This window comes from Streptomyces sp. NPDC127084 (assembly GCF_042724175.1).
In the GTDB taxonomy this organism is placed as follows: domain Bacteria; phylum Actinomycetota; class Actinomycetes; order Streptomycetales; family Streptomycetaceae; genus Streptomyces.
The window spans coordinates 1-14630 of sequence record NZ_JBHXFA010000165.1 but is presented as its reverse complement, the minus strand read 5'-3'; the positions used below and the strand labels follow the sequence as shown (position 1 = coordinate 14630).

The following is a 14630-nucleotide window of genomic DNA, read 5'->3' as shown; positions in this document are numbered from 1 at the left end:
TACACTGTTTTGGCCGTTGGACGGCCGGTTTCCCCCCAACAGGGCCCGGGCGCCCGCCCCGGTGGTCACGGGCCCGGGTGCTTACCCCACCCATTACCGGGGGCCCCGCTCCGCTTCGTGGGCGGGCCGCAGCACCTCGGCCTCCGGGACGTCGGCGCGTACGGCGGCGAGGCGCTGGTCGCGGGCCGCCGTACCCGAGCCGACGGGTTCCGAGAACAGTTGGGCGATCCAGCGGCCCGACGGCTGGGGTGGTGGGCTCTGTGCCGGGGTGGCAGGGGCGCTGACGGCGGGCAGGCTGGGCGAGGGGGTGGGCGTGACGGCCGGAGCGGACAGCGAAGAAGGCACGGGTGACGCGGAGGACCCGGGTGATACCGCCGGTGACGAGGCCGGGGCCGACGGCGCCCTGCCTGCCGAGGTCACTCCGGCCGGGTTCTTGGCGTCCCCCTTGGCGCCGGGCCCCTGGGCGCGCAGGGTCAGCGCGAGCGCGGTAGCGGCGGTGACCGCGACGGCCACCGCGATCACGGCGACCACCACGGGAGTGCGGCGGCGCTCCGGTTCCGCTGCGCCCGAGGGAACCGTGGGGCGCGGGCTGTCCAGTTGCGTGGGCACGGGAGGCAGGTGAGGCGCGGGAGGAGGTGGAGAGTGGGGAGACCCGGCACGGGGCGCGGCCGCCGGCCCCGGGAGCACTCGTCCGGTCACCGTCTGCCGGGACCATTCCGGTGCTCCTCCGGCCTCCACCCGGGCCAGCATCGCGTCCAGTTCCCTGGCCGTCGGCCGGGCGGCCGGATCCCGTACCAGCAGGGCCTCCAGTACCGGGGCCAGCGGCCCGGAGCGCGCCGCAGGCGGTACGGGGTCGTCGAGTACCGCTGCGAGGGTCGCCAGGGTGGAGTCCCGGCGCAGTGGGCTGATCCCTTCCACGCACACGTACAACACCAGCCCCAGGGACCAGAGATCGGACGCGGGGTTGTCCCGGTCATGACCGCGGACCCGTTCCGGGGCGATGTACTCGGGAGAGCCGACCAGCTCGCCCGTCATCGTCAGCGAGGTCGTGCCCTCCAGCGCCGCGATCCCGAAGTCGGTGAGCACGGCGACCGGCTGCGCCGCGCTCTCTGTGCCCGATTCGTCGGAAACCCCTGTCCGCAGCAGCACATTGGCGGGTTTGACGTCCCGGTGCTGGATGCCCGCCGCATGGGCGGCGGTCAGCCCGGAGAGCACCTGGCGGCCGATGCGGGCGGCCTCGGCCGGGGCCATCGGGCCTCGGCCGAGGCGCTGTTGCAGTGAGCCTCCGAGCACCAGCTCCATCACGATCCACGGATGCGGCTCCGCGTCAACGATGTGATGGATGGTCACCACGTGTGGGTGACTGATCCGGGCGAGGGCGCGGGCCTCACGCAGCACCCGCTCCCGCACGTCCGCGGATGCCCCCGCTTCGGATCTGACCGCCTTCAGGGCCACTTCGCGGTGGAGCACGGTGTCGCGAGCCCGCCAGACCGTGCCCATTCCTCCGCTGCCGAGCGGCTCGATCAGCTCGAACCGCGCGTCGATCACATCCCCCGGCGCGTTCATGGCGCCAGATTAGAGGAACCGGGGAAGCGGAATCGCCCCGTTCACCGGACGGGTTGGTTGACCTTCTCGACTTTCTGGGTCCCGTTCAGGGTGCGGTACGAGCGGGTCCAGGACGCCGTCGCGTCCTGCTTGGTCCGGTCGGAGAGCGTGTAGTAGTCCATCTGCGAGCGCTCGGCGGTCACATCGAGCACGCCGTAGCCGTGGTGGTCCATGTCGACCCACTTCACATGGCGGTTGGCGGCCTTGATCGCGGTCTGGGCGACCAGTGAGAGCGTGCCCGGAGCGACGTGGAGCAAGTCGTCCAGGTTGTCCGAGGTCACCGAGGTCACCACGAACTCGGTGGCGGCCGACTGCGACAGCGGGTACGTCGCCGCCTTCACCGGGACGTCGTTGGCCCAGGCCATGTGGATGTCGCCGGTGAGGAAGACGGTGTTCTTGATGCCGCGGTCCGTCAGGTGCTTCAGCAGCTCCTTGCGGTCGTCCGTGTAGCCGTCCCACTGGTCCACGTTGATCGCCAGGCCCTCGGTGGGCAGGCCGAGCAGCTTGGCGATCGGTTCGAGCAGATGGGCCGGAAGGGAGCCGAAGGCGACGGGCGAGATCATCACCGAGGTGCCGACCAGTTTCCAGGTCGCGTCGGACGCCGCGAGGCCCGACTTGAGCCAGTCGAGCTGGGCGCGCCCGGTGATGGTTCGCTCGGGGTCGTCGACCTTGCCGTTCCCCACCGACACCTGCTGGGAGCGGAAGGACCGCAGGTCCAGCAGGTGCAGTTCGGCCAGCTTGCCGAAGCGCAGCCTGCGGTAGACGGTGCCCTCGGTGGCGGCGCGTACCGGCATCCACTCGAAGTACGCCTGCTTGGCCGCGGCGGCACGGGCCGCATAGTCGCCCTCGGCGCCCGGGGTGTGGTTCTCGGCCCCACCGGCCCAGGCGTCGTTGGCTATCTCGTGGTCGTCCCAGATCGCGATGAGCGGGTGGGCGGCGTGCATCGACTGGAGGTCGGCGTCGGTCTTGTAGTTGCCGTGCCGGGTGCGGTAGTCGGCGAGGCTGAGGATCTCGTGCTTGGGCTCGTGCCGCCGTATGACGTACTTGTCCTCCGGGTAACCGCCGGTGCCGTACTCGTAGATGTAGTCGCCGAGGTGGAGCACCGCGTCCAGGTCGGCGCGGGCGGCCAGGTGGCGGTACGAAGCGAAGTAGCCCGCCTCCCAGTTGGCGCAGGACACCACGCCGAAGCGCACCCCGGACGCGCTCGCGTCGGTGGCGGGGGTGGTGCGGGTACGGCCGGTCGTGGAGACCGCGCCGCCGGAGCTGAAACGGAAGTAGTAGACGGTGGACGCGCGCAGCCCGCGCACGTCGACCTTGACGGTGTGGTCGCTCGCCGCGGTGGCGGTGGCACGGCCGCGGGCGGCGATCCGGCTGAATCCCTTGTCCTCGGCGATCTCCCAGTCCACCTCGGTGGCGGGGCCCTTGCCGGAACCCGGCACGGCGTCCGGGGACGGCGTGACGCGGGTCCACAGCAGTACACCGTCCGGGAGCGGGTCACCCGAGGCGACACCGTGCAGGAACGCGGTGCCCTGCGTGTCGTCGGCGTGGGCGCTGGAGGCCGCGGCGAGCGCGGGCGCGGCGACGGCGGTGGTGGTCACGGCGGTGGCGGCGGCGGCCTTGACGACCGCGCGGCGGCTTGGAGTTGTGGGGAGCAGTCTGGTCACGGCCGATCAGACTACTGATCAGTAGACCGAACGGGCAGACGAATGACCGAACTTTCGTCTGCCCGTCCGGAAAATGTGCCCTGCTGTTATCCCTTGAGGGCCTTGGCGATCGCGGCCTCGTACTCCGCGGCCGTCTGCGGCGCGTAGTCCTTGCCCTCGGCGGTGATCTTCTTGCCGTCCATCTTCAGGGTCGGGGTGCCCTGGACGCCGCTGGAGTCGAACGTCGCGGACATCTTCAGCGCCCACGCGTCGTAGGTGCCGTCCTTGACCGCCTTCTGGAACCCGGCGTTGCCCTTCAGCGCGGGCACCGAGTCCGCCACCTTGATCAGGTAGTCGTCCTCGGCGAACTTGTCGTCGCGCTCATCGGGGTGGAACTTCGCGGAGTACAGCGCCCCCTTGTACTCCAGGAAGGCCTCGGGGCTCACATTGAGCGCCGCGCCCAGCGCGGACAGGGCGTTCTTCGAGCCTTCACCGTTGTCGGCGTTGTCGATGAAGGTGGCACCGACGTACTTGAGCTTGTACTTGCCGGCCGCCACGTCCTTCTTCATGGTCTCGCCGGCCCCCTGCTCGAAGGAGGCGCAGATCGGGCAGCGCGAGTCCTCGTACAGCTCCAGGGTCTTCTTGGCGGTCGGCTTGCCGATCACCAGGGTCGTGCCGTTCTCGCCCTCGGTGTTCTTCGGCTGCACGACCTTGGCGCTCTTCGCCGCCTCCCAGGCCGTGGGCTTGTTCAGCTGCATGACGAAGGCGGCGATGCCTCCCGCCGCCGCCAGTACGCCGACGACCGACGCGGCGACGATCAGCTGCCGCCTGATCTTGTCCTTCTTGGCCTGGCGCTCGCGCTCCGCGCGGAGGCGCTCACGGGCGGCTGCCTTGTTGGCCTGGCTGTTACGTGCGCTCATGTGTGGTTTCTCCGTGTAAACGTATGCTCTGCGTGTTCTGGACGGGAGTGCTGGGATATGCCGCTTCAGACGAGGGCGAGAGTCTGGAGCGGTGGTCCCCTCCGTCCCACGGAGTGAACGAGCAGCAGGGCCATTCCGGAGCGCGGCCGGCCGCAGGCCCGCACGGGACGACTCGGACGGCGGGTGCCGCGACCGGCGGTGGCCACCGCGATCAGCAGCGGCCGGAACGCGCAGGCCGCGACCGCCCGCAGCAGAGCCGCGAGCGCCGCCTCGCCATGCCGCAGCCAGGCGGCGGCGATCAGGCCCACGGCCGTATGTGCGGCCAGCAGCAGCCACGGCACGGCGGGATCGGGCGTGTCCACCAGCGCGGCCAGCCGCGCCTGGGACGACGCCACGCCAGGCAGCGGGGCGCCGACCCCGCCACCGCAAGGCACCTCGAAACCGACCACCCGGAGCGAACCGGCGACCGGGCCGCCCGCTGCGCCGTAGCAGACGTGCTGGCCCGTGGTGAACACGGTGTCGGCGGCCAGCTCCAGCGGGACCAGCAGCGCGGCGATCGGGCCGAACGCGCGCTCACGTCCCGCCAGCGCGTAGGCGAACAGGAACACCCCCGCGGCGACCGCACCCACGGTGACCAGGGGGAGCGGCGCCTGGGAGAGCAGCACATGGGAGGCCACGGACAGCGTCACGACCACCGCCGTGAAGATCGCTGCCCGTAGCCCTCTGAGCCGGTTCCCTGATACGTCCATCGACCAGTGAGTGTGCCATGAGGTGCTGTAAACAGCCCTTAAGCGCAGCTCAGGTCGTTTTTCGGTGCGATACCCGGTTGCTCCCGGAGCCCCGGGTGTCACCGGAACCCCGGAGGCGTTCCCGGAGCCCCGGGTGTCACCGGAGCCCCGGAATCCGCCCGTTGCGGAACAGGTCCACGAAGATCTGGTGGTCCGCCCTGGCCCGCGCGCCGTAGCTGTGCGCGAAATCCACCAGCAGGTCCCCGAAGCCGTCCTCGTCCGCGGCGATCGCCGCGTCGATGGAGCGCTCCGTGGAGAACGGCACCAGGGAGTGGCCGCTCTCGTCGTCCGCCACCCCGTGCATCGTGGCCGTGGCCCGGCCCAGGTCCGCGACCGTCGCCGAGATCTCCGCCGGATCGTCGATGTCCGACCAGTCGAGGTCCACCGCGTACGGTGAGACCTCCGCGACCAGCTGCCCCGCGCCGTCCAGCTCGGTCCAGCCCAGCCAGGGGTCGGCGTGGTCCTGGAGCGCCCGCTGCGAGATCACCGTGCGGTGCCCCTCGTGCCGGAAGTAGCCGCGCACCCGCTCATCCGTGATGTGCCGGGACACCGCCGGGATCTGCCCCTGCTTCATGTAGATCACGACATCGTTCTCGAGGGCGTCGCTGTGGCCCTCCAGCAGGATGTTGTACGAAGGCAGCCCGGCCGAGCCGATACCGATTCCGCGCCGCCCCACGACGTCCTTCACCCGGTACGAGTCGGGGCGCGCCAGGCTCGACTCCGGCAGCGTCTCCAGATAGCCGTCGAAGGCCGCCAGCACCTTGTAGCGGGTCGCCGCGTCCAGCTCGATCGCGCCGCCGCCGGAACTGAAGCGCCGCTCGTACTCCCGGATCTCGGTCATCGAGTCCAGCAGCCCGAACCGGGTCAGCGCGCGGGCGGTGCGCAGCGCGCCGAGCAGCGGGCCCTCCGCCGTGTCCAGGGTGAACGGCGGGGTCTCGTCGTTCTTGGCGCCCGTGGCCAGCGCGCGGATGCGCTCGCGGTACGCGGCCGCGTAGATCCGCACCAGCTCGGAGATCTGCTCGTCACTGAGCGCCTTGGTGTAGCCGATCAGCGCCAGCGAGGCGGAGAGCCGCTTGACGTCCCAGGTGAACGGTCCGACATAGGCCTCGTCGAAGTCGTTGACGTTGAAGACCAGCCGCCCGTTGGAGTCCATGTACGTGCCGAAGTTCTCGGCGTGGAGGTCGCCGTGGATCCACACCCGGCTGGTGCGATCGTCCAGGTAGGGACCGCTGTTCTGCTCACGCTCCAGGTCGGAGTAGAACAGGCACGCCGTGCCGCGGTAGAAGGCGAAGGCCGAGCCGGCCATCTTGCGGAACTTCACCCGGAACGCGGCCGGGTCGGCGGCCAGGAGCTCGCCGAACGCAGTGTCGAAGACGGCGAGGATCTGCTCGCCGCGCTCGCCGGCCGTGGGCTGGTGGACCGACATCGCTGGGTGCCTCCTGGTGCATGGGGAGTGCGTGAGAAACATGATGAACCGGGACAGGGGGTACGTCCCGCTCAACGCATGACGGTAGTCCCGAGGCCCCGCGATTGTCAGTGCGGAGCCGTAGACTTCCTGGCTGTCCGCTCAGACAGGAGCCGCGGAGGCACGCCGCCCGCTGACCTGTCTCCTACCGTTCGCCGGAGGCCTTCCGCCGTGACCAAGCCGCCCTTCACGCACCTTCACGTCCACACCCAGTACTCCCTGCTGGACGGTGCGGCGCGGCTCAAGGACATGTTCAATGCCTGCAATGAGATGGGCATGACGCATATCGCCATGAGCGACCACGGCAATCTGCACGGAGCGTACGAGTTCTTCCACAGCGCGCAGAAGGCCGGGGTCACTCCGATCATCGGCATCGAGGCGTATGTGGCCCCCGAGTCCCGGCGCAACAAGCGCAAGATCCAGTGGGGGCAGCCGCACCAGAAGAAGGACGACGTCTCCGGTTCGGGTGGTTACACCCACAAGACGATCTGGGCGGCGAACGCGACGGGCCTGCACAACCTCTTCCGGCTGTCCTCGGACGCGTACGCCGAGGGCTGGCTCCAGAAGTGGCCCCGGATGGACAAGGAGACCATCGCCCAGTGGTCCGAGGGCCTGATCGCCTCCACCGGCTGCCCGTCGGGCGAGCTCCAGACCCGGCTGCGCCTCGGACAGTACGAGGAAGCCCGCAAGGCGGCCGGTGAGTACCAGGACATCTTCGGCAAGGAGCGGTACTTCCTGGAGCTGATGGACCACGGCATCGACATCGAGCGCCGGGTCCGCGACGATCTGCTGAAGATCGGCAAGGAACTGGGCATCCCCCCGCTGGTCACCAACGACTCGCACTACACCTACGCGCACGAGGCCGGCGCCCATGACGCCCTGCTGTGCATCCAGACCGGCAAGAACCTCTCCGACCCGGACCGCTTCAAGTTCGACGGCACCGGCTACTACCTGAAGTCGACCGACGAGATGTACGCCATCGACTCGTCGGACGCCTGGCAGGAGGGCTGCCGCAACACCCTGCTGGTCGCCGAGCAGGTCAGCACCGACGGCATGTTCCAGCAGCGGAACCTGATGCCCAAGTTCGACATCCCCGAGGGCTACACCGAGGTCTCCTGGTTCCGCGAGGAGACCTTGCGCGGCATGGAGCGGCGCTTCCCGGGCGGTATCCCCGAGGACCGCCTCAAGCAGGTCGAGTACGAGATGGACACCATCATCTCGATGGGCTTCCCGGGCTACTTCCTGGTGGTCGCCGACTTCATCATGTGGGCCAAGAACCAGGGCATCGCGGTCGGCCCCGGCCGTGGCTCAGCGGCCGGCTCGATCGTGGCCTACGCCCTCGGCATCACCGACCTCGACCCGATCCCGCACGGACTGATCTTCGAGCGCTTCCTCAACCCCGAGCGCATCTCGATGCCCGACGTCGACATCGACTTCGACGAGCGCAGGCGCGTCGAGGTGATCAGGTACGTGACGGAGAAGTACGGCGCCGACAAGGTCGCCATGATCGGCACCTACGGCACCATCAAGGCCAAGAACGCGATCAAGGACTCCGCCCGCGTCCTCGGCTACCCGTACGCCATGGGCGACCGGATCACCAAGGCCATGCCCGCCGACGTCCTCGGCAAGGGCATCCCGCTCTCCGGCATCACCGACTCCTCCCACCCCCGGTACTCGGAGGCGGGCGAGGTCCGCGGGATGTACGAGAACGAGCCGGATGTGAAGAAGGTCATCGACACCGCGCGCGGTGTGGAGGGCCTCGTCCGGCAGATGGGTGTGCACGCCGCGGGCGTGATCATGTCCAGCGAGACCATCACCGAGCACGTCCCGGTCTGGGTCAGGCACACCGACGGCGTCACCATCACCCAGTGGGACTATCCGAGCTGTGAGTCGCTCGGCCTGCTGAAGATGGACTTCCTCGGCCTGCGCAACCTCACGATCATGGACGACGCCGTCAAGATGGTGAAGGCCAACAAGGGGATCGACATCGATCTGCTGAGCCTGCCGCTCGACGACCCCAAGACCTTCGAGCTGCTCCAGCGCGGCGACACCCTCGGCGTCTTCCAGTTCGACGGCGGCCCCATGCGTTCGCTGCTGCGGCTGATGAAGCCCGACAACTTCGAAGACATCTCCGCCGTGTCCGCCCTGTACCGGCCGGGCCCGATGGGCATGAACTCGCACACCAACTACGCCCTGCGCAAGAACGGCCAGCAGGAGATCACCCCCATCCACCCCGAGCTGGAGGAGCCGCTCCGGGAGGTCCTGGACGTCACCTACGGTCTGATCGTCTACCAGGAGCAGGTGCAGAAGGCCGCCCAGATCATCGCCGGGTACTCGCTCGGCGAGGCCGACATCCTCCGCCGCGTGATGGGCAAGAAGAAGCCCGAGGAACTGGCGAAGAACTTCGTCCTCTTCCAGGAGGGCGCCCGGAAGAAGGACTACAGCGACCAGGCCATCCAGGCCCTGTGGGACGTGCTGGTCCCCTTCGCCGGCTACGCCTTCAACAAGGCCCACTCCGCCGCCTACGGGCTGGTCTCGTACTGGACCGCGTATCTCAAGGCCAACCACCCCGCCGAGTACATGGCGGGCCTGCTCACCTCGGTCAAGGACGACAAGGACAAGTCGGCGGTCTATCTGAACGAGTGCCGCCGCATGGGCATCAAGGTGCTGCCGCCCAATGTGAACGAGTCCGAGGCGAACTTCGCCGCCCAGGGCGACGACGTGATCCTCTTCGGCCTCACGGCCGTGCGGAACGTCGGGCAGAACGTGGTCGAGTCGATCATCAAGTGCCGTAAGGCCAAGGGGAAGTACAGCTCTTTCCCCGACTTCCTCGACAAGGTCGAGGCGGTCGTCTGCAACAAGCGGACCGTCGAGTCCCTGATCAAGGCCGGCGCCTTCGACGAGATGGGCCACACCCGCAAGGGGCTGGTGGCCCAGCACGAACCGATGATCGACAACGTGGTCGCGGTCAAGCGCAAGGAGGCCGAAGGGCAGTTCGACCTCTTCGGCGGCATGGGGGAGGCGGACAGCAGCGAGCCCGGCTTCGGCCTCGACGTCGAGTTCTCCGACGTCGAGTGGGAGAAGTCCTATCTGCTCGCGCAGGAGCGCGAGATGCTCGGACTGTATGTCTCCGACCATCCGCTCTTCGGGATCGAGCATGTGCTCAGTGACAAGGCTGACGCGGCGATCGCCCAGCTCACCGGAGGTGAGCACGCGGACGGAGCGGTCGTCACCATCGGCGGCATCATCTCCGGCCTCCAGCGCAAGATGACCAAGCAGGGCAACGCCTGGGCCATCGCCACCGTGGAGGACCTCGCCGGGTCCATCGAGTGCATGTTCTTCCCGGCCACCTACCAGCTCGTGTCCACCCAGTTGGTCGAGGACACGGTCGTCTTCGTGAAAGGCCGGCTCGACAAGCGCGAGGACGTGCCCCGGCTGGTCGCGATGGAGCTGATGGTCCCCGACCTGTCGAACGCGGGCACCAACGCGCCGGTGGTGATCACCATCCCCACGGTCAAGGTCACCCCGCCCATGATCAGCCGGCTCGGGGAGATCCTCGGCCACCACAAGGGCAACACCGAAGTGCGGATCAAACTGCTGGGCGCCCGCAAGACCACGGTGCTCCGGCTCGACCGGCACCGGGTGCAGCCGGATCCCGCGCTCTTCGGCGACCTGAAGGTGCTGCTGGGTCCGTCCTGCCTGGCGGGCTGAGGGCCCCGGGAACCGTTCAGGGGTGCACCCGGTCTCATCGGGTGCACCCCTCAGACGTTCTCAGACGTTGCCAGGCGTCTCACGCGCCCGGGCGCCCGTCAGGCGTCGGCGTCAGTTGTGGCCGAAGCGCTTCTGGCGGCCCTTGTGCGCCATATCCGTGGGCGCGACCTGGGACGCCCGCTGCTCGACCTGAGCCTCCATCGAGGAGGAGCGGGCCTGCTGTGCGCCCCGCTCGGCGTTCGACGCGGCCGGCTGCTTGCGTTCTCGGTTCTTGTTCTTGGCCATGATGTGCCTCCAATGGGGGGATCCAGAAGCTGGGCCGCCCTCAGCCTCACACACCCGTTCATACGACGCATTTCGGAACATCGCCCTCGGTAATCGGCCCTTGTTTCGGCGCCCATTCACCAATTCGCCACGCCGATGATCCAGTTCCGGACGTCAACCCTCCGGCATTGGGGCAGACTCGAAGCACACCCGAGCACCTTCCGATCCCGAGGTTCCCGAAAGAGGGTGGAACACGTGGACCGCTGCGTCGTCCTGGTGGACGCCGGTTATCTGCTGGGCGCCGCCGCGAGCCTCCTCGCCGGAGAACCTGCCCGATCGCGCATCACCGTCGACCATGCCGCGCTCATCCACGGTCTGCGCGAGCGCGCCGAGGCCGACACGGAACGCCCGCTGCTGCGGATCTACTGGTTCGACGGTGCACCCGACCGAGTCCCCCAACCGGAGCACCGGCGGCTGCGCGTCATGCCCCGGGTGACCGTCCGCCTGGGCGCCCTGACCCGGAGCGACGGCCGTTGGGCGCAGAAGGGCGTGGACGCCGCCATGCACGCCGAGCTCACCGAACTGGCGAGGAACCGTGCCTGCTCGGACATCGTGCTGGTCACCGGTGACGGCGATCTGCTGCCCGGACTGATGTCCGCGAAGGAACACGGAGTCGCCGTCCACCTCTGGGCCGTACAGGCCGCCGACGGCGACTACAACCAGTCCGAGGACCTGGTCGCCGAGGCCGACGAGCGCCGCGTACTCGACCGGACCTGGATCACCCAGGCGGTAAGGGCCAAGGACCTCGGCGGGGTGTGCGCCCCGCCTCCCGCGCCGCGTCCCGAGATCGCCGCGATCCTCTCCGCGCCGCTGCCCGAGGCTGCGCTCGCGGCGGCGGGCGGTGCGGTGGACGACGGCCGCGCGCAGGTCGCGGAGGTGGTGCGGAACGGCTCGTCCGCCGCGGCGGACAGGGCCGTGAACGGGGCGGTCGCGGAGCCCGGTACCGGAGTCAAGGGCGTACCGACCCCCAAGGACCTCGCGGGGCTGCGCGGCCCGGTGGCCTCCGGGCCCACGGCACCGGCGGACCGGACCACCCAGACCGGCGCCACCCTCCGCTGGTCCTCCGACAAGGGCTGGATCGAGCGCCCCGGCGGCAGCACTCTCGGCGAGCCGCCGGAGACCGCGTCCCTGCCCACCCTCGCCCAGCTCACCAGCGCCGAGCAGCGCTGGGCGGACCGCGAGGAGGACATCACCACGGTCGGAGGCGATCCCTACGAGGTCGGACAGGTGTTCGCGCGCCGCTGGATGGAGCGGCTCCCCGACCCGGCCCATGTACAGAAGCTGTCCAGCATGTACCCCCGTATCCCGCACCGCATCGACGGCGAACTGCTTCGGTACGCCGCCCGCTTCGGGCTGCTCGCCCACAAGGACGACCAGATCGACGAGCACGACCGCTATGCGATCCGGGCAGGATTCTGGCGTGAGATCGACGTCCGGGCCGCGGCGGAAGGCGCCCCGGCGCGGGAATAGTTCCCGCCACCCCTTAGGCTCGTCCCTCGTGAGTACGGTGTGCGTGGTGCGGGAACTGGTCAAGACGTACCCGGCCGCGCGCGCCCGGCGCGGGACCCCCGCCACCCCCGAAGTGCGCGCCAACGACGGAATCTCGCTGACGGTGCGGGCAGGGGAGATCTTCGGGCTGCTCGGACCCAACGGCGCGGGCAAGTCGACGCTGGTGCGCCAGCTCACCGGCCTGATGCGCCCGGACTCCGGCGCGGTCGAGATACTGGGCCACGATCTGGTGCGGCATCCCGAGCGAGCCGCACGGCTCATGGGCTACCTCGGCCAGGAGTCCACCGCGCTGGACGAACTGACCGTGGCGCTCGCCGCCGAGACCACCGGACGGCTGCGCGGACTCGGCGTTCGCCAGGCACGGGCCGAGCGCGACGCCGTACTCGGTGAACTGGGGCTGACCCCGCTCGCCGGGCGTCCCCTGAAGAAGCTGTCCGGCGGGCAGCGCCGGCTCGCCTGCTTCGCGGCGGCGCTCGTGGGGGAGAGGCCCGTGCTGGTCCTGGACGAGCCCACCACCGGAATGGACCCCGTCGCCCGGCGCGCCGTCTGGGCCGCGGTCGACCGGCGCCGGGCCGAGCACGGCACGACGGTCCTCCTGGTCACCCACAACGTCATCGAGGCCGAGACGGTGCTGGATCGCGTCGCCGTGCTCGACCGCGGCCGGGTGATCGCCTGCGATACCCCGGCCGGGCTCAAGGAGCGCGTGGCCGGAGAGGTACGGCTGGAGCTGGTGTGGCGTGAGCGACCGCCCCTGGAGGTGCCGGAAGTCGCCGCGCTGCGGGGGTCCGCCCAGGAATCGGGCCGCCGCTGGCTGCTGCGCCTCGCCCCTGAGGAGGCGCGAGCGGCCGTGGCCGCGGTGACCGGTGGCGAGGCGTTCGCCGCTTTGGACGACTTCACGCTGACCACCCCCAGCCTTGAGGACGTGTATCTGGCACTCGGCGGCCACACGGCGAAAGGCCTGGTGAAGGCATGACCCAGGCGCACCGCGTCACCCGTGGCACAGTAGGCCGAGGCCCAGATGGCCGAGGATCAGGCCCGTACGTATCAGACAGGAGCAGCGCCAGGTGAGCATCGTGCCCGCGGAGGCCGTGTCCGCGAACGTGCGGGGCGAGCGGACCGCGACCCACACCGCCCCCGCCGCCGCACCACTCGCGCCACGTGCCCGGCTGCTGCCCGCCCTGGCCGCCGTGTACCGGGCCCAGCTCTCCCGCGCCAGGGTCGCGCGGATTCCGCTGCTGTTCGTCGCCACCTTCCAGTCCGTCGGGATCATGGTCCTGATGCGGGGCGTCGTGGACGGCGGGGACGAGGCACGGGCCGTGGTCGCCGGTTCGTCCGTGCTGGTGGTCGCCTTCGTCGCACTCAACCTGCTCGCCCAGTACTTCGGCCAGCTCAGGGCCGGCGGGGGCCTCGACCACTACGCCACACTGCCCGTGCCGCCCGCCGCGGTGGTGCTGGGCGCGGCCGGAGCGTACGCCTCGTTCACGGTGCCCGGCACGATCGTGACGGCCGCCATCGGCTCGGTGCTGTTCGGACTGCCGCTCACCCATCTCTGGGTGCTGGCCGCCGTGATCCCCCTCGCCGGCGCCGCACTCGCCGGCCTCGGCGCGGCCCTCGGGCTGCTCGCGCCCCGCCAGGAGCTGGCCACCCTGCTGGGCCAGCTCGGTATGTCCGCCGCCCTGCTGCTGGGGGTGCTCCCGGCCGGACGGCTGCCCGGGCTTCTCGCGTACGCCCGCGACCTGCTGCCGTCGACTTACGGGGTCGAGGCCCTGGCACGTACCTTCGACGCCCACCCGCACTGGCCCACCGTGGCCTTGGACCTCGCGGTCTGCGCGGTGGTCGGCGTGGTCTCGCTGTGTGTGGCGACCTGGGCGTACCGGAGGGCTGCCGTCCGCTGAGGACGACCGGGGCGACGGCCGGTGAGGCGCCGCTCAGGGACGTTTGGCACGATGTCCTGGTGACCGCACCCCTGACTCCACCGCATCAGCCCCCGCCCCCGCACGACGCGACCTGGTACGCCCAGCCCGTCTCGCACGGGTACGGAGAGGGACAGGGCATGTGGAGCGAGCTGCGAGCCGCCTTGATCATCCTGCCGGCGGTGGTGCTGTCCGGTGTCGGCCTCGGCCTGCTGTGGCTGTGGCTGGCCCCCCGGGTCGGCCTGGTGGCCACCGCCAACGCGGTGTTCGTCGCCGACACCGAGGGCGAGCAGGCAGCGGGCGCCGACGCCACCTTCACCTTGCTGGCCCTCGGCTTCGGCGCGCTCACCGCCGCGCTGGTCTTCTGGCTCTACCGCCGTGGCGGAGTCGCGATCGTCCTCTCCCTCGCACTGGGCGGACTGCTGGCCTCGGGCCTCGCCTGGCTCCTCGGCTACTGGTTCGGCCCGGAACACGACATCGCCGCCCACGCCCGCGCGGTCGGCGAGGGAGTCCGCTTCGACGCCCCCTTGGAACTGCAATCCCCCGCGGCCCTGCTGGCCTGGCCCTTCGCCGCCATGCTGGTCCACCTGGCCCTGACCGCCCTCTTCGGCCCCCGCGACCCGGAACCGGACGCGCAGTGGCCCCCGCTGACCTAGCTGTACTGCCCAGGCAGGTTGGTCGAGTTTGTGCGACGACACGGTCTGAATCTGGCTGACGACGAAGGCCTCCGGTTGTGGAGTGGAGCTGTCTAG

Annotated in this window: 11 protein-coding genes; 5 read left to right on the top strand and 6 right to left on the bottom strand. The window is 70.0% G+C overall.

Annotated features, from left to right (window positions below):
- Nucleotides 1-93: 93 nt before the first annotated feature.
- From ACFWI9_RS28530 to ACFWI9_RS28510, 5 genes are all read right to left on the bottom strand, one after another.
- Nucleotides 94-1566 (bottom strand): protein kinase, encoded by a 1473-nt coding sequence (locus tag ACFWI9_RS28530; protein ID WP_387166349.1) that lies wholly within the window; start codon nt 1564-1566, stop codon nt 94-96.
- A 41-nt stretch (nt 1567-1607) separates the two neighbouring features.
- The gene (locus tag ACFWI9_RS28525) at nt 1608-3269 is read right to left on the bottom strand and encodes an alkaline phosphatase D family protein (protein ID WP_387166347.1); all 1662 of its coding nucleotides are present in this window, start codon (nt 3267-3269) and stop codon (nt 1608-1610) included.
- An 86-nt stretch (nt 3270-3355) separates the two neighbouring features.
- A complete protein-coding gene (locus ACFWI9_RS28520) occupies nt 3356-4168 on the bottom strand; it encodes a thioredoxin domain-containing protein (protein WP_387166345.1) in 813 nt (270 codons plus the stop codon).
- Between the two features lie 65 nt (nt 4169-4233).
- Nucleotides 4234-4917, bottom strand: a complete 684-nt coding sequence (locus ACFWI9_RS28515; RefSeq protein WP_387166343.1) for a hypothetical protein — start codon at nt 4915-4917, stop codon at nt 4234-4236.
- Between the two features lie 136 nt (nt 4918-5053).
- The gene (locus ACFWI9_RS28510) at nt 5054-6382 is read right to left on the bottom strand and encodes a DUF2252 domain-containing protein (protein WP_387166341.1); all 1329 of its coding nucleotides are present in this window, start codon (nt 6380-6382) and stop codon (nt 5054-5056) included.
- A 210-nt stretch (nt 6383-6592) separates the two neighbouring features.
- Between ACFWI9_RS28510 and dnaE the strand changes: the two genes are divergently transcribed.
- The gene (gene dnaE, locus ACFWI9_RS28505; protein WP_387166339.1) at nt 6593-10132 is read left to right on the top strand and encodes a DNA polymerase III subunit alpha; all 3540 of its coding nucleotides are present in this window, start codon (nt 6593-6595) and stop codon (nt 10130-10132) included.
- A gap of 111 nt (nt 10133-10243) precedes the next feature.
- Here dnaE and ACFWI9_RS28500 read toward each other — a convergent pair whose 3' ends face one another.
- Nucleotides 10244-10417, bottom strand: coding sequence for a hypothetical protein (locus ACFWI9_RS28500; protein WP_387166337.1), 174 nt, complete (start codon nt 10415-10417; stop codon nt 10244-10246).
- A gap of 225 nt (nt 10418-10642) precedes the next feature.
- Here ACFWI9_RS28500 and ACFWI9_RS28495 point away from each other — a divergent pair, with 225 nt between their 5' ends.
- The 4 genes from ACFWI9_RS28495 (at nt 10643) to ACFWI9_RS28480 (ending at nt 14534) form a co-directional block, all read left to right on the top strand.
- Nucleotides 10643-11926, top strand: a complete 1284-nt coding sequence (locus ACFWI9_RS28495; protein ID WP_387166335.1) for an NYN domain-containing protein — start codon at nt 10643-10645, stop codon at nt 11924-11926.
- Nucleotides 11927-11972: 46 nt separating this feature from the next.
- Nucleotides 11973-12938 (top strand): ABC transporter ATP-binding protein, encoded by a 966-nt coding sequence (locus ACFWI9_RS28490; RefSeq protein ID WP_387166351.1) that lies wholly within the window; start codon nt 11973-11975, stop codon nt 12936-12938.
- A gap of 91 nt (nt 12939-13029) precedes the next feature.
- Nucleotides 13030-13860, top strand: a complete 831-nt coding sequence (locus ACFWI9_RS28485) for an ABC transporter permease (RefSeq protein ID WP_387166333.1) — start codon at nt 13030-13032, stop codon at nt 13858-13860.
- A 59-nt stretch (nt 13861-13919) separates the two neighbouring features.
- Nucleotides 13920-14534 carry a DUF2567 domain-containing protein gene (locus tag ACFWI9_RS28480; protein ID WP_387166331.1) on the top strand — a complete coding sequence of 205 codons (615 nt, stop codon included), beginning with the start codon at nt 13920-13922 and terminating at the stop codon, nt 14532-14534.
- Nucleotides 14535-14630 lie beyond the last annotated feature (96 nt).